Origin of the sequence: Methanomassiliicoccus luminyensis B10 (genome assembly GCF_000308215.1) — an archaeon.
GTDB classification, from domain to species: domain Archaea; phylum Thermoplasmatota; class Thermoplasmata; order Methanomassiliicoccales; family Methanomassiliicoccaceae; genus Methanomassiliicoccus; species Methanomassiliicoccus luminyensis.
Genome location: NZ_CAJE01000005.1, coordinates 35,039 through 57,378, shown reverse-complemented (window position 1 = coordinate 57,378; position 22,340 = coordinate 35,039). Strand labels below are relative to the sequence as shown.

20 protein-coding genes are annotated in these 22,340 nt (G+C 61.5%); 6 read left to right on the top strand and 14 right to left on the bottom strand.

Annotated elements, in window-relative coordinates:
• From WYS_RS13980 to WYS_RS13970, 4 genes are all read right to left on the bottom strand, one after another.
• Entirely contained in the window at window positions 1-699 is a 699-nt protein-coding gene (locus WYS_RS13980) for an ABC transporter permease (protein WP_019176453.1), read from the bottom strand.
• A gap of 474 nt (window positions 700-1,173) precedes the next feature.
• Window positions 1,174-1,668 (bottom strand): peroxiredoxin family protein, encoded by a 495-nt coding sequence (locus tag WYS_RS13975; protein WP_019176452.1) that lies wholly within the window; start codon window positions 1,666-1,668, stop codon window positions 1,174-1,176.
• Window positions 1,669-1,678: 10 nt separating this feature from the next.
• On the bottom strand, window positions 1,679-2,737 hold the full coding sequence (locus tag WYS_RS01830) for a uroporphyrinogen decarboxylase family protein (RefSeq protein ID WP_019176451.1): 1,059 nt from the start codon (window positions 2,735-2,737) through the stop codon (window positions 1,679-1,681).
• A 34-nt stretch (window positions 2,738-2,771) separates the two neighbouring features.
• Complete coding sequence (locus WYS_RS13970) at window positions 2,772-4,928, bottom strand: GTP-binding protein (protein ID WP_019176450.1); 2,157 nt, start codon at window positions 4,926-4,928, stop codon at window positions 2,772-2,774.
• A 121-nt stretch (window positions 4,929-5,049) separates the two neighbouring features.
• On the opposite strand from WYS_RS13970, the gene WYS_RS15860 reads away from it, so the two are divergent.
• The 3 genes from WYS_RS15860 (at window position 5,050) to WYS_RS01810 (ending at window position 6,477) form a co-directional block, all read left to right on the top strand.
• On the top strand, window positions 5,050-5,478 hold the full coding sequence (locus WYS_RS15860) for a C-GCAxxG-C-C family protein (protein ID WP_019176449.1): 429 nt from the start codon (window positions 5,050-5,052) through the stop codon (window positions 5,476-5,478).
• A gap of 256 nt (window positions 5,479-5,734) precedes the next feature.
• Window positions 5,735-5,878, top strand: coding sequence for a hypothetical protein (locus WYS_RS15855; protein WP_155897724.1), 144 nt, complete (start codon window positions 5,735-5,737; stop codon window positions 5,876-5,878).
• Window positions 5,879-6,027: 149 nt separating this feature from the next.
• Entirely contained in the window at window positions 6,028-6,477 is a 450-nt protein-coding gene (locus WYS_RS01810) for a hypothetical protein (protein WP_019176447.1), read from the top strand.
• Window positions 6,478-6,516: 39 nt separating this feature from the next.
• Here WYS_RS01810 and WYS_RS01805 read toward each other — a convergent pair whose 3' ends face one another.
• The 4 genes from WYS_RS01805 to WYS_RS01790 form a co-directional block, all read right to left on the bottom strand.
• Complete coding sequence (locus WYS_RS01805; protein ID WP_162137678.1) at window positions 6,517-7,419, bottom strand: PH domain-containing protein; 903 nt, start codon at window positions 7,417-7,419, stop codon at window positions 6,517-6,519.
• Window positions 7,420-7,501: 82 nt separating this feature from the next.
• Entirely contained in the window at window positions 7,502-8,506 is a 1,005-nt protein-coding gene (locus WYS_RS01800; RefSeq protein ID WP_019176445.1) for a DRTGG domain-containing protein, read from the bottom strand.
• Entirely contained in the window at window positions 8,503-10,602 is a 2,100-nt protein-coding gene (gene acs, locus WYS_RS01795; RefSeq protein WP_019176444.1) for an acetate--CoA ligase alpha subunit, read from the bottom strand. The genes WYS_RS01800 and acs overlap by 4 nt, the downstream gene beginning before the upstream one ends.
• A gap of 149 nt (window positions 10,603-10,751) precedes the next feature.
• Complete coding sequence (locus WYS_RS01790; RefSeq protein WP_236993939.1) at window positions 10,752-10,919, bottom strand: hypothetical protein; 168 nt, start codon at window positions 10,917-10,919, stop codon at window positions 10,752-10,754.
• 236 nt (window positions 10,920-11,155) lie between these two features.
• On the opposite strand from WYS_RS01790, the gene WYS_RS01785 reads away from it, so the two are divergent.
• Window positions 11,156-12,220, top strand: coding sequence for a 1,9-bis(guanidino)-5-aza-nonane synthase (locus tag WYS_RS01785; RefSeq protein ID WP_019176442.1), 1,065 nt, complete (start codon window positions 11,156-11,158; stop codon window positions 12,218-12,220).
• 72 nt (window positions 12,221-12,292) lie between these two features.
• Here the strand turns inward: WYS_RS01785 and WYS_RS01780 are convergent, their stop codons facing one another.
• The gene (locus tag WYS_RS01780) at window positions 12,293-14,068 is read right to left on the bottom strand and encodes a cation:proton antiporter (RefSeq protein ID WP_019176441.1); all 1,776 of its coding nucleotides are present in this window, start codon (window positions 14,066-14,068) and stop codon (window positions 12,293-12,295) included.
• 112 nt (window positions 14,069-14,180) lie between these two features.
• Window positions 14,181-15,083, bottom strand: coding sequence for a DUF72 domain-containing protein (locus WYS_RS15540; RefSeq protein WP_162137677.1), 903 nt, complete (start codon window positions 15,081-15,083; stop codon window positions 14,181-14,183).
• 135 nt (window positions 15,084-15,218) lie between these two features.
• Between WYS_RS15540 and WYS_RS15850 the strand changes: the two genes are divergently transcribed.
• On the top strand, window positions 15,219-15,797 hold the full coding sequence (locus WYS_RS15850) for a YdeI/OmpD-associated family protein (RefSeq protein WP_019176439.1): 579 nt from the start codon (window positions 15,219-15,221) through the stop codon (window positions 15,795-15,797).
• 315 nt (window positions 15,798-16,112) lie between these two features.
• Here WYS_RS15850 and WYS_RS01765 read toward each other — a convergent pair whose 3' ends face one another.
• From WYS_RS01765 to WYS_RS01755, 3 genes are all read right to left on the bottom strand, one after another.
• Window positions 16,113-16,913, bottom strand: a complete 801-nt coding sequence (locus WYS_RS01765) for a tetratricopeptide repeat protein (RefSeq protein ID WP_019176438.1) — start codon at window positions 16,911-16,913, stop codon at window positions 16,113-16,115.
• A gap of 127 nt (window positions 16,914-17,040) precedes the next feature.
• Window positions 17,041-18,021 (bottom strand): 3'-5' exoribonuclease YhaM family protein, encoded by a 981-nt coding sequence (locus tag WYS_RS13965; protein ID WP_019176437.1) that lies wholly within the window; start codon window positions 18,019-18,021, stop codon window positions 17,041-17,043.
• 76 nt (window positions 18,022-18,097) lie between these two features.
• Window positions 18,098-18,823 carry a M48 family metallopeptidase gene (locus WYS_RS01755; RefSeq protein WP_147654512.1) on the bottom strand — a complete coding sequence of 242 codons (726 nt, stop codon included), beginning with the start codon at window positions 18,821-18,823 and terminating at the stop codon, window positions 18,098-18,100.
• Between the two features lie 289 nt (window positions 18,824-19,112).
• Here WYS_RS01755 and WYS_RS01750 point away from each other — a divergent pair, with 289 nt between their 5' ends.
• Window positions 19,113-20,063, top strand: a complete 951-nt coding sequence (locus tag WYS_RS01750; protein WP_019176435.1) for a DHHA1 domain-containing protein — start codon at window positions 19,113-19,115, stop codon at window positions 20,061-20,063.
• On the opposite strand, the gene WYS_RS01745 is transcribed toward WYS_RS01750, so the two are convergent.
• Complete coding sequence (locus WYS_RS01745) at window positions 20,064-22,319, bottom strand: amino acid permease (RefSeq protein ID WP_019176434.1); 2,256 nt, start codon at window positions 22,317-22,319, stop codon at window positions 20,064-20,066.
• Window positions 22,320-22,340: the final 21 nt, after the last annotated feature.

Here is a 22,340-nt window from a genome sequence, read left to right as displayed (position 1 = left end):
TCATGCCCCCTCGGCACCGACCTTGCGGCGCACGTACGATTCCATGGGAGCCAGGATGACCTTGTCGATCAGCAGTCCGATCACGCAGATCAGAACGATGCTGGCAAAGGCCGCTGGGTAGTCAAGATATGCCGTGGTCGTCTGGATGGCATAGCCGAGGCCGACCGCGACCCCCACGATCATTTCGGCGGTTATGAGCATCCTCCATCCATTGGCCATCCCGATGCGCAGCCCCGCCAGGATGTCCAGCGCGGAAAAGGGGATCAGGACCTCGGTGAACGTCTCAAGCCTGGACCTCCCGGACATCCTGGCAACGCGCATGTTGACCTTGGGGACGCGCCTGAACCCGTTGGCGATGTTGATAGCGATGGGCGATATGGCGGTGATCGCTATGATGAATATCGCGGAATCCTCCCCGAACCCGAAGAGGAGGATGGTGACCGGGTACCACGCAAGGCCGGGGATCAGCTGCAGGACGTTCACCGGAACAATGCCGAACTGGTACAGCCGCTCATTGCTTCCCAGCACGGTCCCGAGCACCATCCCGATGGCGAACGCGGTCAGGAACCCCTGGAACCACCTCCCCAAGCTGGCCGTCAGATGCGTGTAGATGCTCGCCCCGAGGATCTTGTAGTTCGTTGAAAGGAACTTCCACAACCTCTCGAAGGTTGTTGCCGGGTCAGGGAAGTTGACCGACACGCTGAAAAAAGCATTGTATATCCCAGCAACCAGATACCAGATGAAAATGACGAATAAAATTCCAGATATGAATATTAGTAATTTCTTTGCAGAACTACTATATTTATTATCTTTTATCTGAAAAATATTTTCCTCACTGCTATTAACAATTGCTAAGATTTTTTTATCTCTGGCTCGGAACAGTTGGCCCGCATCCATCGGGTTGGCATTTTATGAAAAGTATATGAAATTTTAGTACAAAATCAATTAGTAAATTTAAAAATATAAAATATGTAATCGCAGTTAAACGGATTTGGCGCCTGCATTTCGATGTCACCGAAGTCGCGATACGATCGAACGGGGGCGGCGGCGATCGGCATAACCGAACTCGACGGACAATAGCAAGGAGTGATTCAACAATGGGTGAGAGCATGCAGAATGCCTCCAGGGTGCGGCGGGGGAAAGCCACCGGCCGCTCCACCGCGGCCCCGTCGGTCAGCGGAGGGCCGCTTTCAGCTCATCGAGAAGCGCGGCGATCGGTATCGCATCGGCCGGCATCTCCGCGCACCATATATACCTTATGATCATCTTCTCATCGACCAGGTAGAACTCCCGGTTGGTGTACCCCAGGACCTTCGGCGCCTTCTCGTTGGTCACTATGGCGCCGTATCTCTTGCTGACCTCCTGATCGACATCGGAGATGTGCTCGAACGGCGAACCGGTCGTCTCGACCCATTCCTTGTGCTCCTCCACGCTGGCCGGGTTGACGTGCACCATCGTCACTCCGAGGTCCTGGAACCTTGGCCTCGCTTCGATCATGTCAGCAATATACCATGTGCAGGTATGGCCGAAGTTCATCACGTAGAAGTACAGCAATACCGGCCCCTTCCCGGCCTCCTCGGACAGAGTGTAGCGGCCCCTCACCGTGCTCGGCATCGTGAAGTCGGGCGCAGCGTCCCCGACCGACAATTTGGACAGTTCCTTGGACATTCAAAACACCTCAAGCCACATTCCCGTTCGTTCCCCGATTCCTCGCCTCGTCCACCATTGCGCACACCCTGTGCAGGTCGGTCCCGCGGTGCAAAGAGCATGAGCACATGAACACGTGGCTCCCAGACCTGCAGGCATCGATGTACATCTTTGTTTCGGACCGCACCTGGTCCTCGGTACCCTCGATCAGGGTGGGCACGACATTGGTGCCCCCCAGGACGGAGCATCTCCCGCCGATGAGCGAGGTAATCTTGGCCGGGTCGTTGTCCTCGGCGAACTGGAACCCGTCGATCCCCGTGGCCACGGTCTCGCCTATCAGCTCCTCCGTCCCCGCCGAGGTGAACACGCCATGGGGGTGGAAGATGATCGGATATCCCAGGCGGTGGCAATGGTCCACCAGCACTCTCAGCCATCTCAGCGACAGCTCCCGGTACACCCCCGGTCCGAACAGGTCGGGGTTGTCCGATGCGCCCGCCAGGAACACGCAGTCGATGGACCCGTCATCATGCAGCCTTTCGATGCAGGCCTTGGTGTGGGCGACGGACAGCCCGACGACCTCCTCCACGAACGACCTGTCGGTCTCCAGGCATAATGCCAGCTTCGTCATCCCCATCAGGACGCCTGCTTTGGTCAGCGGGGCGGCCACGTTGGCCACCACCGCGACGTCCGGCAGCATGGCCCGCACCGCCGAATACGACCTTATCGCTCCCACGGCCTTTCCGACAGGATCGATGCTCACGTCACGGGGCAGATCGTCAAGGTCCCCCAGCGGGGGCCTTGATACGCTGGGCACCCCATACTCCGGGTACTTCATGACGCCCCCGAACGATTCGACCGCGAAGGCCGCAGAATGTATGCAGCCCACTACCGCATCCTGGCCGGTCAGCCTCTGGAACGCCGCCACCGCTTTCGCGGCGAGCTCGTGGTCATAGGACGAGGTGAAGACATCGGTGGTCCTGGCATTGATGACGTCCAGGCCGAGCGTCAGGTCCCGCAGGAAGACTGGCAGGGGCCCGGAGCGGTCGTTGCGGACCCTGGACAGGAAGGCATCCTTGTGAGGTATCGTCATCGGCTCACCATGAGGGGACCGTTCACGGCGCGCCTCACACCGCCGCAATGTCGCCGGCCTTCAGGACCCGGCCGCACTTCTGGCACCTTAGGTCGGAGACGGTGCTTACCTCGCAGCCGGCGTCGTGGACGATCTGCCTTGCGGCATCATGGTCGCAGACCTTCCATACCCCGACCTCATGGACGTCCTCTCGGGGATTGGCCCCCGTTTCCACGGTGACGTGATTGGCGCCCCATTCGACGGCCTTCCGCGTGAGCGGGTGGCTGGCGATCCCCCACCTCTTCCCCCCGGCGATCCTGGTCACCGCCACGATCTGTGCCAGCCGATAGTCGTCGATCTCATCGTGCTCGGCCAGCGGCGTCCCCTTCACGTTCTCCCGCCTCATCACGCACACCTGCGCCGGCCCGATGGCCCTGAACAGCTCGATCCGGTCCAGGATCTCGTCGTTGGTATGCTCGGACCCTATCGGCTCCACCCCCACCGACAGCATGAGCGGGGATGCCAGCACGGCCCTCATCGAGGCTAGCCTCACCTCGGGATCGAAGGGCGTGTCCACGCCCTCCCTCAAGCGCACAGTGTGGTAGACGCCGGTGAACCCCGACCGGTACAGCTTGAGAGCGCCCTCATCCGTCAGCTCCCCGGTGTTGGCGGTGAGCAGGTACTGTCCCGGCACCTCCGTCCTTATCTTCCTCCCGAGGACGCACAGCCTGTCGAGGTCGTAGAACTCCGTGGTCCGCAGGGTTACCTGGAAAAAGCCTTTTGACAGGACCTCCCGCACCAGGCCCACTATCACATCGCCAGGGAGCTCGTTGTTCCCTTTCACCAGCCCCCATTCCTCGCCCAGCGAGCAGAACTTGCAGTTCATGGTGCAGGGGCTGATGTCTATGCCTATGGACGAGCCGATCTTCACCTTGTTCCCGAAGAACTTCCTCGAGATGTCCCGGGCGGCCTGTCCGAGGTACTCCCCCTCTTTCGATCGGGGGTCGATCTCCAGCAGCTTCTTGAGGGTGGCCCGGTCCACGTCCGCCCCGCCGAGAGAATCCTCCTTGGCCTTGTCGATGAGCTTCTTGATCTCGGGGCCGACAGCCTCTTCCGCGGGCATGTTCAGGATCATGGTGGGCCGTTCCGGCTTTGGCTGGAACGACGCTTCCGACATCTGGTCTAACGTTATGCCAACCTCGTCCGCCGCGGACCGGATGGCCGCGGAGAGCGCTTCCCTCAGCTCCTGGGGCGTTCCCTGGACCCGGGCATTGAGGACGACCTTGCCCCTCCCCGTCAGGTAGCGTCCTCCCCTGACCCCGTCGGTCTGCAATGACCTGCCCACCAGGCTCATCTTCATCGCTATGCTGTCCGATTCGATCAGAACCTTGACGTGCGCAATCCTGTCGCTGTCGAACCGCTCCGACACTTTCCGCATTATCGCGGTGATGAACGCGTACATGTCCGACCGCTCCTTCGCGTCGAACGCGGCGTTCGCGTTGTACCATCCCAGGTCGGCCCGCTCAGTAGCGAACAGGCGGCCGTCCTCGGCCTCGCGGACCTTGGTGCTCTCGCGTTCCGACAGGATTACCCTGACGATCTCGCTCATGCCTGCCCCGGTGCGCGACGACAGCGCCACGACCTCCGCGTCGGGGACCTCGGAGCGCAGGCGCTCCCTGACCCGGTCCACGGTCCCGCTGTCCAAGAGATCAGACTTCGATATGAGGACCATCTCCGCCTCGTTGACCTGGTTCCGGGGGATCATGCGCCCCCCGCCGAGGCCGAAGCCCTGCGGCCTTGCCAGCAGCTCGTCCACACGGGTCCCGTCGAGGACGATGAGCAGCGGGGCGATGCTGAACTCCCCGGGGCACATGGAGCGCATGGGGAGGATGACGGAGGATATTATGTTGGTAGAAGTGCCGATGGGCTCTACGATGATGATGTCGGGCCGCTCCATGCTGACCAGGCTGCGGGCGCTCTTGATGAACTGGGGCAGGTCGGAGCAGAAGCAGCCCCCCATGACGCTCCTGACGTCGAACCCGGCGTTCCTCACGAACTCGGTGTCGACCAGCAGCTCGCCCTGGTCGTTCGTTATCACCGCCACGGACAGTCCTTTCTCGGCGCTCAGTTCTCTCGCCAATGCCGTGGCCAGCGTGGTCTTTCCCGCTCCAAGATAGCCGCCCAATATCACAAAGCGCGTGGTCCTTGCCATGTCTACACCATTCAAGTCCGAAGTATCAAATCGCCCCATAGCATTTATGCTTAACTTACAAATCCAATATTTAAATAATAATTTGGAGAATCGTCGAGGACCGATCGACTGGCGGGATGAAATGGACGAAAGGACCGTGTGCAGGATGTTCAACGAAGGCTTCGCGTGCTCGCAGATATGCCTCTCCGAGCTTTCCGAGGAGGTGGGCATCGACCAGGCATTAGCGAAAAGGATCGCGGCCCTGTTCGGCGGGGGCGCGTGGTCCGGGGAGATGTGCGGGGCCGTATCAGGCTGCATCATGGCCCTCGGACTGAGGTACGGCAATTGCGAGCCCAACGATTTGAGCGGCAGGGAGCTTAGCATAACGAAGATGCACGAGTTCAAGAAGAGGTTCGAGGCCGAGTACGGCTCCATCGTCTGCCGTGACATAATGGGCTATGACATCTCCACCCCGGAGGGGATGGAGAAGATACTGGAAGAGAACCTGTTCGAGACCAGGTGCGCGGGGCTGGTGTGCCGCGCCATCCAGATCGCCAGAGGGATGCTGTAGGCATATCATTACCTCAGTAGCTTCTCCTTGTCGGGCCCATCGCCTCTCAGCAGGAACGATGCCCTCGTCATCCCGGCCCGGTCGATGTTTGCTCCCAGCACTCTGGGTGCAAGCAGAGGCGAGAAGCGCGAAGGCTCCTAGAAGTGATAAAAATTATAAAAGGTCCAAAGGGATACTCCTTTCCGTCCAACTCTGATTTGACAAATAGACACGATACGGGGGAGCAGCTATGGCGACCCAATCATTTCACGAAGGCATGGAGATAAGAGATGACGAGGCAGCCAAAAGGCTACTGCATATAGTGAAGGATAAGGGTAGTCAAAAACCAATTGAAGAACGCGACATCTCTGCGGAGTTTGAGCGTGGTCTTCCATTCTTCAGAAAGAGATACTACCTTTAGCTGCATTGATCCGCAATCCTCGCAACGTTCCGATAATCACCCGGGACCTCTCGGCTTTCGTTTGCACTAAAGAGCCGGACATTCAGGATTTCATCAGGAGCAAGGCGATAAATTACTAGAAACGCGCCATTGCCAGAACATATCTGATCATGGACACCAATGCCATTGGGCGCGACAGGTCAGGCATCATGGCATTCTTTTCCATCGACATAAGCTACATGGCCATTCGACCGGAGGTGCCAAGCAACATGCGCAGAAAATTGAATGTCATGCTTAGGAAACCGACTGTCCCATGCTACGTTCTAGGTCAGTTAGGTAAGAATGAAGACCATCGGCACGAAATCTTTGGTTCCGAGATCATTGAGAATGCGATGAGTTACATCCTGAGATCGCATATGATCGCCGGGGGCGGATTTGTCAGGGTAGACTGCAAGGACAACGGCAAGTTGACCTCATTTTACGAAAATAACGGGTTCAAATTCGTCCAGATGAATGAAAGCGGGAACTTGATGCAGTATGTGAGATATCTGGATATGTTCTCAAATGCGGAGCGGAATGAGCCCCCGCCGGGTACAAAGCAGAAGGGAGCTAAACTGTGATCTTAACAATTCATTAAAGGCATCGGAGATGCTGGCCCCTTACATCTGCCCGAGGATCTCCTTCCTCTTCTGCGCGTACTCCTGGTCGGATATCAGCCCCCTCTCGTTCAGCTCCTTAAGCTTGGTCAGGCGCTCCTCCGCCTCGAAGCTGGATATCGGAGCCGCGGGCGCGGGGGGCGATGCGGGGGCCGCGACCGGCGGTACATAGGCTGGGGCGGCGACATAGGCCGGCGGGGCGGTCGCCCGGTTTATGATGTCCTCGGCGATCCTCCGCACCTCGAACGGCCGGGGGATGTTTTCCCATACCAACGCCCCGCCCTTCCTCATCCCCTCAGCGGGGTCGTCGCTCCTGATGCCGCCCATGCTCCCAGCGGTGGCGAACATGACGTCCCCGTAGCCGAAGATCCTCTCCAGGAGGGGTTGTACCACCGTGACGTTCTGGATCCTGTCGATCTGGGTATCCACGAACATGAGGTTGAAGATCCCATACTGCGTCATGATGCGGCGGTCCGAGATGGCGAAGTAGGTGTGAGACCACACGATGTAGTCGAACAGGAAGAAGGCCAGCCCGATCACGGCCGGGACTAGTGTGATCCAGCGGGTTATGTCATCGAAGGCCAGGACCGCGCCTATGACCGCCAGGCCGGCGATGGTCTCCACGATCCCCCAGCGGCGGTCCAGGAGGACCATCAGGCCCATCAACGCCAGCATCACGATGAGGGGCACGAAGGTGACCGGGTCGTCGGTGTGCAGATCCCCACGGTGGAGGCCCCACGCCAGCGCGCTGAACGCCAGGCCGAAGATGAACATGAGCATGGACCGCACGAAGTACACGATCCGGGAGGGCCGGCCCTCCCACAGTATCCTCTCCTCGGGTATGAGGTGCCTGGTGGGGAACGAGCCCCGGTGCACCGTGACCGGCCCGCCTGACGGAACCGCCATCGATTTCACTCCCATGCCTGAATCGGCGATGACATGAATCCATCAGGCAGTATATCTAGAGTATTATTCAAGCGCGGAACGCTCACCCCTCTCCGTATACTGCGTCGAGGTCCACGTTCTCCCTCACCACCTTGGCGATGAGGTCGATCTTCCCCGGGTCGAGAGGGTCGATACGGGCGATGAGGTGGTCCACTGCCTCCGATGCCTCCAGGGTGTTCAGCGGAGTGACGAGCACCGGCACCCCGGCCTCGGACGCCCTGTTCACCACCGACCTGGCAGGGTACAGCCCGCCCGTCAGAACGAGGCACGAGGTATCGGTGGACAGCGCGGCCATCTGTATGTCGGCGCGGTCCCCGCCGGTGATGATGGCCTTCCTGGAGACTCGCCGCATCTGGTCCAGTGCGGTCTCCGGGGTCATTGCTCCGACCATCACCCGTTCCACCGGATCGTCCATGCCAGCCCCGCCCACCAGGACCTCCGCGCCCACGGCGTCGGCGACCTCGCGCACGCTGAACCTCTTCAGCTCCCGGAGCGGCGGGATGGAGCCGAGGACCCTGATGCCCCTGCGCTCCAGCAGGCGGGGCATCCGCGCGTCCTCGACCTGGTTGAGGACGACCCCCTTGAATGAAAGAGGGTACTGGTCCATGTAGGAGCGCAGCATGCATATCTTATCCAAGGCGGAGATCTGCGCCGATGAGACCAGCACCACGTCCGCCTGCACCTTTTGGGCGATAGCCATGCCGGACACGCTGCCCATGCAGCCAGTGGTGATGTCACGAGTGCCCTCGACCAGCATCAGGTCGGCGCCGGCACTGAGCTTGCGGTACTCCTCCAGTATGGAGGCCATGCCCACCGGCTCGAACACGTCGTAGGTGAATGGCGAGAGCGCCTCGGGACCGAACGGCAGCCCCAGCGCCTCGTGCATGAGATAGGCGTCCTGGTCCACTACACGGTCCTCCACGCTCATGACCACTTCCTTGAACGGCTTGAAGTAGCCGACCCTGCGGGGGTAGTTCTTGGCCAGCCCCAGCGTCACCATGCTCTTACCCGACCTCTCCACTACCGAACCCAGAAACAAGGCTTTCATCTCTTCTCCCTCCTTATGGTGGCCAGTGCGTCCACCGCGCCGACCCCTTCTCCCTCATCCCCCACCATGACGGGGTTGATCTCCAGCTCCGTTATCTCGGGGAAGTCCTCGGCGATCTTCGCCACCCTGAAGATGACGTCCTTCAGGGCGGCCAGGTCGGCCGGCCTCCTCCCCCTAGCCCCAGTAAGGATGGGGTACGCTTTGATGGACCGGACCATCTCGTCGACCCCCTCCGGCGTCAGCGGGGCGATCCTCTGGCTGACGTCCTTCATGATCTCCACGAATATCCCGCCCAGGCCGAAGGTTATGACCGGGCCGAACTGGGCGTCCCGGACCATCCCCACGATCACTTCCCGGCCCTGGAACATCTTCTCCACCAGCGCCCCCTCCACCCGGGCCTGGGGCATGCGGTCCTTCACCCGAGACATCATGAGCTGGTACGCGCGCCGCACCTCCTCGTCGTCGCGAAGGTTGACGGCGACGCCGCCCACGTCGGTCTTGTGAGCGATGTCCGGGGATGATACTTTCAGCACCACGGGGTACCCGATGGTGCCGGCGATGTGCACAGCCTCGTCGGCGGAGGCGGCATGGCCTTCCGCGGGCACGGGGACGCCGTACGCGGTCAGTATGGACTTTCCTTCCTCCTCGCTGAGGCCGGTCCGCTCCTCCGCTTTGGCCTTTTCGAGCACCTTGCGCACCGCGTCCCGGTCCCCTTCCACCGCCGGCGCCGGAGAGGGGGCGGGACGGCCGCGCATCTCGCGATACCTGTCCATCGCCCCCAGCGCCCATACCGCGCGGTCCGGGGAATCATAGTTGGGAACGCCGGCGGCGCGGAGCAGGGCTGCGCCCTCGGCCATGTTCTGGCCGCCCACCAACGCGGTGGCGATGGGTATGTCCACCTTGCCTGCGAAGGAGGCGATGGTCCTCGCCACCGCGGTGATGTCCAGAAGGTCCGTCGGAGCGACCATCGCCACTACCATGTGGACGTTCGGATCGTCCATCACCGTGCGGATGGCCCCCTCGAACCTGGCGGCGTCGGCATCGCCGATAACGTCCACGGGATTGTAGATGTTGGCCTCTTCCGGAAGGCTCGCTCTCAGCTTGTCCGTGGTGGCCTTGGCGAACGATGCCAGGGTGAGCCCGCCATCCGAGGCGGCGTCGGCGGCCATCACCCCCAGGCCGCCGGCGTTGGTGACTATTGCCAGCCCGTCGCCCTTGGGGAGGGGCATGGAGGAGAAGACCTGCAGGAGGTCGAACAGCTCCTCCACGGTCTTTACGCGCATCACTCCCGACTGTGCCATGGCCGCGTCGTACACCTTGTCGCTGCCGGACAAAGCGCCGGTGTGCGAGGAGGCGGCCTTGGCCCCGGAGCCGGTCCGGCCGGCCTTGAGGGCGATGATCGGCTTGGTCATGGAGGCCTCCCTGGCCTGGGCCATGAACTCCTTGCCCCGGTCGATGCCCTCGATGTACATGCCGATGACGCTGGTACGCTCATCGTCCCTCAGATATGTCAACAGGTCGGCCTCATCGATGTCCAGCTTGTTCCCCACCGAGACGAACTTGGAGAACCCGATGCTGGTCGCCCTTGCCCAGTCCAGCACCACCGAGTTGATGGCGCCGGACTGCGACGTTATGGCCACGCTGCCCTCTCGGGGATAGACGTTAGTGAAGGTGGCGTTCATGCGGTTCTGGGTGCTTATGACGCCCAGGCAGTTGGGCCCCAGGACCCTGATGCCCCAGCGCCTGGCTATCCTTCCGACCTCCCTCTCCAGCTCCGCCCCTTCCTTGCCGATCTCCTTGAAGCCGGCGGATATCACCACGGCGACCTTTACCCCCTTCCCCCCCGCCTCTTCCATGACCGTTGGCACCACCATGCTGGGCACCGCCACAACGATCATCTCCACCTCGCCGGGGATGGACGCGAGGTCGGGGTAGCATCTCAGCCCGAGTATCTCAGTGGCCTTGGGGTTCACCGGGTACAGTCCGCCGGAGAATCCAGAAGCGATGAGGTTCTTCACGATGACATTGCCGACCTTGCCTTCCTTGGGGGACGCTCCCACCACGGCGATCGTCCTGGCCTCGAACAGTTCCCTCATCTATCGTATTCCCCGTGTACGCTCGGCCTATGGCTCTGTCAGCTCTTAGTCGTTTCTGAGAGGGTCCGCGCCAGCCGCATCACCGAGATGACAGCTGGACGCGTGCGGTCAAACGGTCGAAATAATGGGCTTTCTGAAGATAGAATAAGTCAGCCGCTCACGAACCCGTTCATGGGCTTGCAGCTGAGATCGGCCTCGATTGTCCAATGACCTTCGGCCTCATCATCCGCCGCATTCGGCTCGCTGACGCGGAGCCTGCCGTCTTTCCGTGCAGAGAAGGCGGCGATGTTCCTTGAGGCGTTCAAGTCGGCGTCCATATACTTAGCATGGTCCCTGTTCTCCTGACCTCGATCCAAGATACGCCGGCACGCCGGGTTGAGTGCGCTACAAGCGTATCGAGATAGTGAGGAACATCTGGATAGGAATCGCTGACTATGCAATTAGTACTTCGGACCACATGTAATCCCTCTTCGAAAAAGTGGGGTTTCTGGCGATACTAATTATAATAGATTACTGTTGCATAGGAAAATCAAATCGTAACGAGTGAAAAGCCATGGCAAAGAAGGACCTGTTGAAGAAGACGATCAAGCACGTGGACGCGACCAAGTACGATGCCACTCCCATCATCGACAGCATGCGCGAGATGTCCTTCAGCTCACGCGACACCGCCAGGGCGGCGGACATCATGGCGATGATGCTGAAGAACAAGGACTGTACATCCATCTTGACCCTGGCCGGCAGCAGCAGTGCGGCCGGATGCATGCAGGTCTACGCTGACATGATCCGCTACAACATGATCGATGCGGTCGTAGCTACCGGCGCGTCCATCGTCGACATGGACTTCTTCGAGGCCTTGGGGTTCAAACACTACCGGGGAACGCCGTTCGTCGACGACAACATGCTGCGCGACAACTATGTCGACCGCATCTACGACACCTTCATCGACGAGGAGCAGCTCCAGGTGTGCGACGCCACCATCAGGAAGATCGCTGACGGCCTCGAGCCCAGGCCCTACTCCTCCCGCGAGTTCATCAGGGAGATGGGCAAGTACCTCACCAAGAACTCCAAGAAGAAGGGGTCCCTGGTGCAGCTGGCGTACGAGCACAACGTACCCATATTCTGCCCGGCCTTCTCCGATTCCAGCGCCGGCTTCGGGCTGGTAATGCACCAGCATGCCAATCCCGAGAAGCACGTATCCATCGACTCGGTGAAGGATTTCTACGAGCTTACCAAGATCAAGATGGCCGCTAAGACCTCCGGCCTGTTCATGGTCGGAGGGGGGGTGCCGAAGAACTTCGCGCAGGACACCGTGGTGTGCGCCGAGTGCCTGGGCAAGGAAGTGCCGATGCACCAGTATGCCATCCAGATAACCGTGGCCGACGTCCGCGACGGCGCCTGCTCCAGCTCCACCCTCAAGGAGGCGTCCTCATGGGGAAAGGTCGACACCACCTACGAGCAGATGGTCTACGCCGAGGCCACCACCGTGGTGCCGCTGATCTTCAGCTACATCTATCACAATGTGGACCTGCAGAAGCGCCGCAAGTTCGAGTGGACTAAGTACCTGGACGGCGCGGCCGCCGCCCCGGCCGAGGTCAAGAGGAAGCCTCGGCGCAAGTAAGCCCGCCCGGGCAGCAAAGGCCTCTCCGGAGGCCCCTTTTACCCCATTCTCTTCATTCTACCGTTGGCGAGCTCAGTGCGCTTGGCCCTTGTCATCGTCCTCCGGCGCGGTCTCCGAGATGCCCTTTGACAGCGTGCCGGACAGTTTCGCGTACCAGGCCTCTATGTTGTCCCAGAACATCCAGATGAGGATGAACAGGCCGGCCATCAGCTCGAATATGGGGATGGAGACCGCCACCCGGGGGAGCAGGGGGAGTATTACGGCCATCAGGAGGATGTAGATGATGGCAGAGGTGATGGCCTTGAAAATCCGGTAAGTGGCGCTCTTCTTGAGGTTCTCCGCCCTCTCTTCCCCGGCATGCGCGTTGGCCAGGGCCTCGGACATCACTCCCAGCCGCTTGACGATGTGGATGATCGCAGGCATGATCATGATCACCGAGACGACGAACAATATAAGGGACACCACCACGGCGTCCCCGATGATGCCGTTGTTCATCACCTGGTCCAGCGAGCTAAGCACGTTCATCACTATGAGGACGGTCAGGATGATGACGAAGTCGATGAACACGGACATCACCTGGTGCTTGATGATGTTCTTGGTATCCGCCGAATGGTCCATCTTTCTCCGGACCTCCATGCGGACGTTCTCGACGTGGTCCAGCTTCTCGTACAGGCGCCGGGGCATCTTCGCCGCCGCCGTGTCGAATATCTTGGGGGCCGCCTTGAAGAAGGCAGGAAGCACCACCATGGTGATGACCGCAGCCCCCACCACTGATGAGTACAGGGCGTTGTCGATTACACTGGCGTCGAAGGCGATCTTAGCAGTAACGAAAGTGAACTCGCCCATGGCGGCCATGCTCGCGGCGATGTAGAATGACGTGCGGATCTTGAAGTTCGCGGCGATGCACCCGATGCTAACACTGAGCGTCTTCGCCGCGATGAAGACCACCGCGATGACGAGCGCCAGGGGGAGCCCGCTCAGCATAAGGGAGGGGTCCAGCTGCAGGCCGATGGACAGGAAGAAGATGGCCATGAACAGCTCCTTCATCGGCTCCACCTTCTCCATGATGGAATGGGAGCAGCGGGCCTGGGAGATTATGATGCCTGCCAGGAAGGCCCCTATGGCCTCGGACAGGCCCAGATAGGAGGAAAGGAACGACAGGGCGAAAGCGAGGCCCAGCGCGACGATGAACAGCGTCTCCCCCGAATAGTGCTTGTCGACCCAGTCGACGAAGCGAGGGAAGACGGCGAGACCGAGTACCATGGTTAGGGCCAGGAAGACCACGATGATGATGAGCGTCTCGGTGAGCGAGCCGGCAGAGTGCATTCCCATCATGGGGGCCGAGATGGCAAGGATTATGACGATGCCCACGTCCTCCATGATGTGGAGGCCCATGAGGGTCTGGAATGTCCTCCCCTGGAAGTGCTTGTCGCCCTTGGCCACGCTTAGCGAGAACGCAGTGCTGGCGCAGGAGATGGTCACACCCAGGAACAGCGCCTGGGCGCCGCCCAGGCCCAGGGTGGTGCCGAGGAGATAGCCGACGACGACCATCAGGACCATTTCGATGCCCACCACGATCACGGCGTAGGAGGCGATCTTCTTCAGACCGGCCAGGTTCAGCTCCAGGCCGATGTAGAACATCAGCAGGACTATGCCCATGCTGGAAAAGACCTCGACGGTCTCTTCGGGAACGATCACTTGGGTGAAAATATAGGGCCCCAGCAACATGCCGGCCACGATATAGCCGAACAGAGTGGGCAACTTGATCCGCTTCATCAAAATCGACATTGCACCGCCCAGGACCAGTACCATGGCGATGTTGAAGAGCAACTCGACCTCTGCTTCCATCGGAGTATCTCTATGGGGACAATCTCAACATGGAATTAAAACTATTCCTCATTAATGGATTTATTATGGATTTTAGAAAAAATCCGGCCAGAGGCCCTGGCGGCCCCGCCGCTCATCTCTGGAGCATCAGGAAGTTGCCCAGGGTGGTCTGGTCCTGCACCGATATCTCCTTCTCTCGGTGAGGGATGCTCATCATATCCATGAGCTGGAAGGCGTTCTTGGCCCCCTTGGCCCGGCCGTTGTTGTTGAAGTACACTCGCACGCTGCCGGTGAGGCCGTCCAGCTTCTCGATGGCTTCCTTCCATATCGACAGCTCCTCCTCGGAGTACAGGTAGTCGGAGCGGCTGATGTGGGCATCTTCCTCCCGCTCGTCGTCAGACCACGTCTCTCTGCTCCGGCCATGCAGGCGCAGGTAGGCGTGATCGGCGGTGATGTCCCGGACCATGGGGAGGTCCGGTCCGTCCACGATGACGTTGGCCACGTTAAGCTCGGCGAGGAGCTTCGCCACCGGGGGGTCGAGCTTTCCCTTTACCTCGTCCAGCCACGAGCGGTGCCGGAACTCCACGGCATAGCGATACTTGTCGGTGTCCAGCGCCTCCAGGACGGTGCGCAGCTGTCTGATGCTCCCGTCCCCGTTGCGAAAGGACGGGGAGAGCTGGATGAGCCCGGAGCCGAAAAGGCCGTTGTCGGCCAGCGGCTTGATGCAGTGGCCCTCGAAGGCGGTGGCCAGGACCGCGGCCTTGTCCGCCTCCCCGTTGGACAGGGTCTCGTGCGTCACCTGCTGCGGCATTTTCACCGAGTACTCGAAGCTCTTGAAGGCCTGCCCTTTCTTGATCCACCCGTTCACCATGAACTCGTTGGGAGGGTGGTAGAAGGTGCTGTTGATCTCCACCGTGCTGAAGTACGATGCGTAATAACGGAGCCATTCCTCTTTCTTCTTAGCCAAAGCTACAGGGTAGAACCTGCCTACCCAATCCTCGTAGGACCAACCACTGCAACCAATGAGCACGGACACCGATGTATTGATTTCATCCTGGCCTACATATATATTTTCCTTGCCGAGAATCCATGCTCCAGACGACAGAACGTACGCCGCGCTGAGGCCGCCAAAGGTTAGTTCTTCCCCCGACGCGGTATCGGAAGGGACAGCATGGCGGACGAAAAGAAGGTCCTCAGGGTGAACGGTCGGGCCGACTGGCACAGATGGCTGGAGGCCAACCACTCCATATCGCCGGGTGTCTGGCTGGTGCTCGCCAAGAAGCGGTCCGGCGGCAAGGGGATAGCCTATGGGGACGCTCTGGAGGAAGCGCTCTCGTTCGGGTGGATAGACGGCCGGGCCAACAGAGGGGACGAGGGGAGCTATAAGGTCATGTTCACTCCCCGGCGGCGAGGGAGCCAGTGGTCCGGGCCCAACAAGCACCGGGTCGAGGGCCTCATCGAGAGGGGGCTGATGGCCCCTGCGGGGATGGCCAAGGTGGAGGCGGCCAAGCTGGACGGCTCCTGGTACCTGCTTGAAGGGGTAGAGCAGGAGGTCGTACCGGAGGACCTCATGAAGGCACTGGAGAATGCCCCGGGAGCGAAGGACGCCTTCTTCGGCATGCCCTCTTCGCACAGGAAGCGGTACCTCTTCTGGATAAAAGAGGCAAAGCGCCCGGAGACCCGGACCAGGCGCATCGAGGGCACGATATCGATGGCCCTGGGGGAGAGGCGGGGGCGGAACAAAGGTTGATCCAGGGGAGGACCGTTCGGCCCAGCTCCGATCTCGGTGCAAACGCTTAAATGCAGAACGCCGTTAGTTCAACCGCCCTTAGAAACCGGGGAGGATCCGTGATTCCCCTTGCAAGCTAGGGGCGCACAGTGTGTCGTTATTATGGGTCTTTCCATGAACAACGATGTGACATCGGGTCATGATTGGGAAACAACCCCGACGCACGACAATAAACCCCCGGCCTGGGTCAGTGTGGGGAGAACAGGCGCACGCCGTCCATGAACCAATCTGTTAGGGCTCGGGGGACACTTATGCCTGTTCTCCGCATTTGTTCGGTTAAGCTTCCCACGCCCTCGGCGCCATCGGCCAGGAGGTGTCCGGCAGGGGCACGGACCACCCCGAAACGTCCTCCGGGTCGATCTGCTTGGCCTCATCGATGAACATCTGGGCCTCCCATTCTTTTCCCAGGGAGTTCAGCACCGAGGCGATCCGGACCTTGCTGATGGCCCTCTCCTCATCGTCCCTGCTGATACCCAGGGCCCGGCCGTACCAGGTCAGGGCGGCGTTCAGGTCCCCACCGGCCAGGTGCCTCTCCGCCATCTCGATGGCGGCGGAGAACGACATCGGGGGAAGAGCGGCACGGACCGGGACAAGGGGAGCTGGCCGGCAGTGGACCGCCGGAACGGAGGCCTCACCGCCGCGAAGCCCCCGGGGCGGGAATATGGATGCTCCCTGGAGGAAGCGGGGAGTAGGCCAGCCCAGCAGCATGAACATCACTCCGCAGATGGCCGCGGCCCATCCGGCGTAAACTCCTACGCCCGTGAACATCTGGAGGGCCTGGAAAGCCTCCCCGTAGCTTACGGTCCCGGCGCTGGCATCCACCGCGAGGGTCATGAAGCCCAGGGGGACCAAGATCAAGCCGGCGACCTGCAGGAGAGGAGCCTTCTTCCATATGAACAGGGCGAGGGAGCCTGCGATGAACAGAACTCCCCCGAGGCACATCAGGATGTGCGACCTTATGTCCCAGCTGAGGATGAGCGACAGCAAGTTCATGGACGTGGTCGACATGAACAGGCTGATCTGCACCCAGGGAAGGAATATGCTGGCGGTCGATGCGGCGGATAGCACCTTTTGCATTGCGGTCGAACTTTGCAGTATCTTCGAAAGTCCCATTGTTATCCCGGATCATGATCCCCGGGGTGCTTGACGTACCTGACCGCTACACTTAGGCTAACCGCGCCGTCCGGGCCTAGCGTCGAGAAAATCACCCGGTGAAGACCTTGGTCCTCAGCTTGGGGTCCATGACGAACACGTCGTCGGGCCCCCCGCTGTCCCGGGCGATTATGAACCGCTCCAGGCGGGCATCGATCTCGTCGGCGTAGTTCAGCGCCACCGCCTCGGGGAGGGCCGGACCGACCGGCGAGCCCTTATCGTTGCTCCCGTGGCTGGCCAGCACCATGTGAACAAGCTTTGCCCTCAGTGGGCCGGGGAAGTCGGGGAAGGATGAGCAGGCATCCTCCACCATCTGCGCGCCTATGACGATATGCCCCTTCAGCCGGCCGTCCACCGACTCGGCGATGGTGGTGGATACGTTGTAGCACCGCACCTTGCCCACATCGTGCAGTATGGCCGACGCCAGCAGGAGGTCGCGGTCCAGGGCCGAGTACAGCTGGGAGATGTGGTCGCAGATCCGCAGCACGTTGAGGGTGTGCTCCAGCAGCCCCCCGACCCAGGCGCAGTGCCAGGAGACCGAGGCGGGGGAGCTGCTGAAGCTCTCCGCGAACGCCCGGTCCGAGAACATGCGTTCCAACAGGCCTCGGATGTCGGGATCTCGCATTCCCTCGATGTACGAACGCACCTCGGCCATCATCTCCTGGGGGTCCTTATCGGTACAGGGGATCAGCTCGGAGAGGGCGTACTCATCGGGCCGGGCGGCCCTGATGGACCCGCCGGTGGCGTGGTTCACCTGAAGGACCATGCTGTCCTCCCATTGCCCGCTCACCCCCCTGATGCGGACCACTTCCCCCTCTCGGATCGACTCGAAGGTGCGCCTTACCAGCGCCTCGTCCGGTCCACCCCAGAAGTTGACCCTGATCTCGCCGGTGGCGTCGGTGACGTTGAGAGAGAAGAAATGGCCGGCGTTCTTGCCCTTGCGTGGAGGATCTTTCTTGCGGACGGAGAACACCTCGTTCACGTCCATTCCCTTCTCGCAGATGTCACAGACCCGCCGGCGCCCCGCCTCCACCCTTGTTCCTCCTGTGGGAGTAAAGGATGAACGGATTATTATAAAATGAGGCCAGGATTATCTGCCGAGGAGAGAGTCAGGGCCTCTTGAAGGCGAGCCTCTTCAGCCACGCCTCCGATTCCGCCCACCGGGGATGCTGCCTCTCGGCCTCTCTGAACTCATCAGTGTGATGGCGGTTCCCCGACTTGAGGCCCTCCTCCAAGTGCAGGATCTCGTGGTACAGCACGTACTCGTGCACGAAGTCGGGCACCTTTTCCGAGTCCATTATGGAGGAGATGGCCACCACCTTCATGAGCACGCTGCAGTACCCCACCCTCAGGCGGTTGCCCCGTTTTGTCCAGTTGAACACGGCGTCCCGGCAGTCGTGCACCAGGCCCTGGTCCTTGAGCTTGAGGTAGGCATCCTGCAGGTCGTACACCTCCCCCTCATGGGTGAGGGAGAGGTTCCGGCTGCGCTTCAGGTATAATGGCTGATTGCGCCTTAGGAACGCCGGCGACTCCAGCCAGGAGCGCATGCGGTCAGTGTATATCTCCCGCTCCCCCTTGAGGGCCACCCTGGAGAACAGGGACTGCGCGAAGTCCACCAGCACCTCCTGGTCCGCTCCCTTCAGGTAGTCGGAGATCTCGAAGGTGACGCTCTTCCCGGACCTGTACCAGCAGCTCTTGAACTCTTTAAAGGGGGTGAAGCCGGCCTCCACGTCCTCGAACCCGAAGGTCTTCCCGACCGATCGGAACGAAGCTACCAGAAGATCGTGGTCGGAGGCCACGCTCCCTATCCCTGTGCGGCAATATGTAGTATCCATGGTTTTTCTCCGACAGCCACGAACCGTTCCCTGCGGTATAGGCGCTGTTGATACAATCAGGCTTAGCGTGGCGCATCGGCCCTGCCGCCCCATCCCATCCGCGGGAGGCAATCGCCGGACCCGCTATTGAAGGTGCGGGTACGGTTCTTCGGAACGACGTCGCGCCAACCCAGCTGTCGCTCGTCCGCCATCACCATCTGGCCGGGCCTTTTCCCCCTTCTGCTCTGGTTATCTATTGTGATAACTGGCTGGGGACGTTCAAATAAGCTCGAACTAACAGATATCTCGAATGAAGGAGGAGATCGGAGGGGTCAGGCTCATCACGCGGGGCAACCTGGACGGCATAATGTCCGCCGCGGTCTTCCTGGATAGGTTTCCGGGGGCCGAGGTAACTTTCGTCACCTCGCCGCCCGCGGCGGCCAGGGCGCTCCGCGAGGGCACCGCCCCGTCCTGCGTATATATCGCCGACCTCTCCCTGACCGGCGAGCTGGCCGCTGCGGTCCGCTCCGAGGCGGGGAGGCGCGAGATCATTGTCGCCGACCACCACCCCATCGGCGAAGCGGTCGAGAACGCCATCATCGACGAGGGCAGGAGCGCCGCGGGCATCCTCCACCGGTGCCTCGGCTCCTCCGGGCGTGTGCGTAACATTGTTGCGCTGGCCGACCTGTACGAGATGAGCGGCACCGACGTCCTCAGGGATGCCGTCCGGGAGCACGGCCGGGAGCGCCTGGAGGAGGAGTGCACCATCCAGGACTTCGCCTGGCGCCACAACGTGGAGGACGACGGCTTCAGGCTCCATGCCGCCGCCGAGCTCGCCAAGGGCCTGTGGCCCTCGGAGGTCCCCGCGGTCATGGAGAAATACAGGAGGGTCAAGGAAAGCGGCCGCTGGAACAAGGCCCTGGATACGGTCCGCGCCCGCCTGGAGAGAAGAGGAGCGGTAGGCATCCTCGATCTGAGGTCGGGTAGGACGTCCCTGCACGGTTTCGGCTCCAAGGCCCTTCTGGAAGTGGCGAGGGAGCAGGAGTGCCGGTACGCCGTGCTCATCCACGGCAGGAACGATGCTGCCGTGGTATCCCTCCGCGCCGTCGATCCTCACGGGATCGACCTCGGCCAGTTCGCCGAGGAGTTCGCCAGCAGGCACGGCATGGGCGGGGGCGGCCATCCCGCCAGCGCCGGCGCCAGGATAGCTCGGGAAGCGGCCGCCCTCATGATCGATGAGCTGGAGAGGGCATCGGCCTGATCAGTCCTCCTCGGCCTCCATGGCCTCCGGCTCGTTGGGCCCGACCCGCTTATACACCAGCACCGGGCACTTGGCGTTCTTGGCGATGACGTCCTGGAGGGCCCCGAAGGCGAACGGGGTCAGCCTCTTCGCCGCGGAGGATCCGATGACCAGAAGGTCGTAGTTCACCGACTCCGCCACCACCCCGCCGATTATCGATTCCGGCCGGGTCTCCTTCACGATGACCGGGACCTTCCTCAGCTCCACGATCCTCTTGAGGCGCTTGGAGTACTCCGCCGCCTTGATGAGGTAGCGCTCGTTGACGATGACGTTCAGGATGGTGACCCGGGCGTTCTCGGCCTTGGCGATCTCCGCCGCCACCTCAGTGGCCTTGCTGACGTGCCACAGTCCCCCAGATAGGACCAGGATGTTGTCCGGCTTGAGGTGGCCTTCGGCCTTGAGCACGATGATGTCGCAGGGGGTCCGCCGCACGATGTCGTCGAGCTTGCGGCCCAGTATCCTCTTCTGGGTGTTGGTGTAGCCCTTCCACCCCACGATGATGAAGTTGGCCCCCTGCTCCCTGGCGGTATCGATGATGCTGGTGACCACATCGTGGGACAGCTGGACGATGGCCCGGGTCCTCACCCCCCTCTTCTCAGCGTGGACCTTCAGCCTCTCCAGCATCTTCTTGCGCTCATCTATCCTCCGCTTCTCCACCGCGGTGAGCGGGACGCCGGACGGCACCTCCAGCACCGTGGTCAGCAGCAGCTCGCCGTCCTGCCGGGCGGCCATGATGACCCCCAGGTCCACCAGCGCCTCGTTCTTGGGATCATCTATGGGTATCAGCACGCGGTAGCGGGCCTTGGCCTCCTCGGACAAGGGGGCCGGGGCGGGAGCGGGGATGCGCTCGATCTCCTCCCTGGCCTTGACGAAGTAGTGCACCAGGAGGCCGCCGAAGATGACCGCCAGGGCCACGTACCATGCCAGCGGGTCGTAGTTGAACAGCATCAGGGCCAGGAACATCTTGGAGACCGCCCCGATGATGGGTATCCAGGGGAAGAACGGGGTGCGGAAGTGGCGCTTGACCTCGGGGTGCTTGCGGCGGAGGCTTATGGCGGAGAGGTTCACCAGGACGAAGAGCATGAGGATGAGGAGGTCGGCCACCGCAGCCACCGCGTTGATGGGCAGGGCCACCGCCATGAACACGATTATCACCCCGCTCAGAAGGATGGCCGCCGCGGGAGTATGGGTCTTCGGGTGCAGCTTCCCGAACATCGCGGGGAGATTGCCGTCCCGCCCCATGGCAAAGGAGACGCGGGAGGCGGAGAACACTATGGAGTTGACCGCGGCCACCGAGCCGACGATCACGCCGACCGCCATCAGGGCTCCCCCGACGAAGGGGACGACCCTCTCCGCCGCGACCGCCAGCGCTCCGTCCTCGGCCTGCGCGGCGCCTTCCCAGCCGATGACGGCGAAGGTGAAGGCGGCCACCGCCACGAAGAGCACCGCGCTGATGGCGATGCACAGGAACATGGCCCGGGGCACGGTCCTCTCGGGGTCCTTGGCCTCCTCTCCGGTCTGGGCCACCACCTCGTACCCCTCGAAGATCATGAAGGTGAAGCCCATGGCCACGGCCACGCTGACGTAGCCGAACGGAAGGAAGGGCACGAAGCCCCCGGCCCCGGGCACGGCGGGGTCGGTGAGGAGCGCCACCGCGCAGAAGGCGATGAACAGGACGATGATGCCGATGAGGAACATGGCGATCATTATCTCGGAGCGCCCCGCCCCCTTCACCCCGCGGTAGTTGAGGTAGCAGAACGCCACCGCTATGAGCACGGTGGCGGCCGTCCGTATCAGGTCGGGGGATATGCCGAGGATGTCCAGGCCGTACTGCACCACCAGCTGCTGGATGCCTAGGCCGAACCCTATGGCGTAGACGCTGCAGGCGATGCAATGGCCCACCCAGGACATCCAGCCGCCCAGGAACCCCAGGGGAGGGAAAAGGCCTTCCTTGATCCACAGGTACCCGCCGCCCGTCTCGGGGTAGGCGCTGGACAGCTCGGCGTAGGCCATCGCCGTGAACAGCGTCACGATGAAGTTCAGGACGAAGGCCAGTATGAGCGCGGGGCCGGCTATGCCCGCGGCGAAGCCGATCAGGAGGAATATCGTGGAGCCGATGTTGGGCCCTAGTCCTATCATTAGGACCTCGGCGAGACCGAGGTCGCGGCTTAGAGTTACCTCCACGCCGTTGGATTGGGGCGGATGATCGGCAGGCATATGCTACAGCAAGATTGCAGG

Excerpts from the sequence above, each read along its gene's own strand:
- WYS_RS01805 (WP_162137678.1), bottom strand. The coding sequence starts at position 7,419 with ATGGCGGTTCCGTCAGGCGGGCCGGTCACGGTGCACCGGGGCTCGTTC.
- WYS_RS15860 (WP_019176449.1), top strand. The coding sequence starts at position 5,050 with ATGGACGAAAGGACCGTGTGCAGGATGTTCAACGAAGGCTTCGCGTGC.
- WYS_RS15855 (WP_155897724.1), top strand. The coding sequence starts at position 5,735 with ATGGAGATAAGAGATGACGAGGCAGCCAAAAGGCTACTGCATATAGTG.
- WYS_RS13975 (WP_019176452.1), bottom strand. The coding sequence starts at position 1,668 with ATGTCCAAGGAACTGTCCAAATTGTCGGTCGGGGACGCTGCGCCCGAC.
- acs (WP_019176444.1), bottom strand. The coding sequence starts at position 10,602 with ATGAGGGAACTGTTCGAGGCCAGGACGATCGCCGTGGTGGGAGCGTCC.
- WYS_RS01755 (WP_147654512.1), bottom strand. The coding sequence starts at position 18,823 with ATGGATACTACATATTGCCGCACAGGGATAGGGAGCGTGGCCTCCGAC.
- WYS_RS01785 (WP_019176442.1), top strand. The coding sequence starts at position 11,156 with ATGGCAAAGAAGGACCTGTTGAAGAAGACGATCAAGCACGTGGACGCG.
- WYS_RS13970 (WP_019176450.1), bottom strand. The coding sequence starts at position 4,928 with ATGGCAAGGACCACGCGCTTTGTGATATTGGGCGGCTATCTTGGAGCG.
- WYS_RS01810 (WP_019176447.1), top strand. The coding sequence starts at position 6,028 with ATGGACACCAATGCCATTGGGCGCGACAGGTCAGGCATCATGGCATTC.
- WYS_RS15850 (WP_019176439.1), top strand. The coding sequence starts at position 15,219 with ATGGCGGACGAAAAGAAGGTCCTCAGGGTGAACGGTCGGGCCGACTGG.
- WYS_RS01750 (WP_019176435.1), top strand. The coding sequence starts at position 19,113 with ATGAAGGAGGAGATCGGAGGGGTCAGGCTCATCACGCGGGGCAACCTG.
- WYS_RS01765 (WP_019176438.1), bottom strand. The coding sequence starts at position 16,913 with ATGCAAAAGGTGCTATCCGCCGCATCGACCGCCAGCATATTCCTTCCC.
- WYS_RS01780 (WP_019176441.1), bottom strand. The coding sequence starts at position 14,068 with ATGGAAGCAGAGGTCGAGTTGCTCTTCAACATCGCCATGGTACTGGTC.
- WYS_RS01745 (WP_019176434.1), bottom strand. The coding sequence starts at position 22,319 with ATGCCTGCCGATCATCCGCCCCAATCCAACGGCGTGGAGGTAACTCTA.
- WYS_RS01800 (WP_019176445.1), bottom strand. The coding sequence starts at position 8,506 with ATGAAAGCCTTGTTTCTGGGTTCGGTAGTGGAGAGGTCGGGTAAGAGC.
- WYS_RS01790 (WP_236993939.1), bottom strand. The coding sequence starts at position 10,919 with ATGGACGCCGACTTGAACGCCTCAAGGAACATCGCCGCCTTCTCTGCA.
- WYS_RS01830 (WP_019176451.1), bottom strand. The coding sequence starts at position 2,737 with ATGACGATACCTCACAAGGATGCCTTCCTGTCCAGGGTCCGCAACGAC.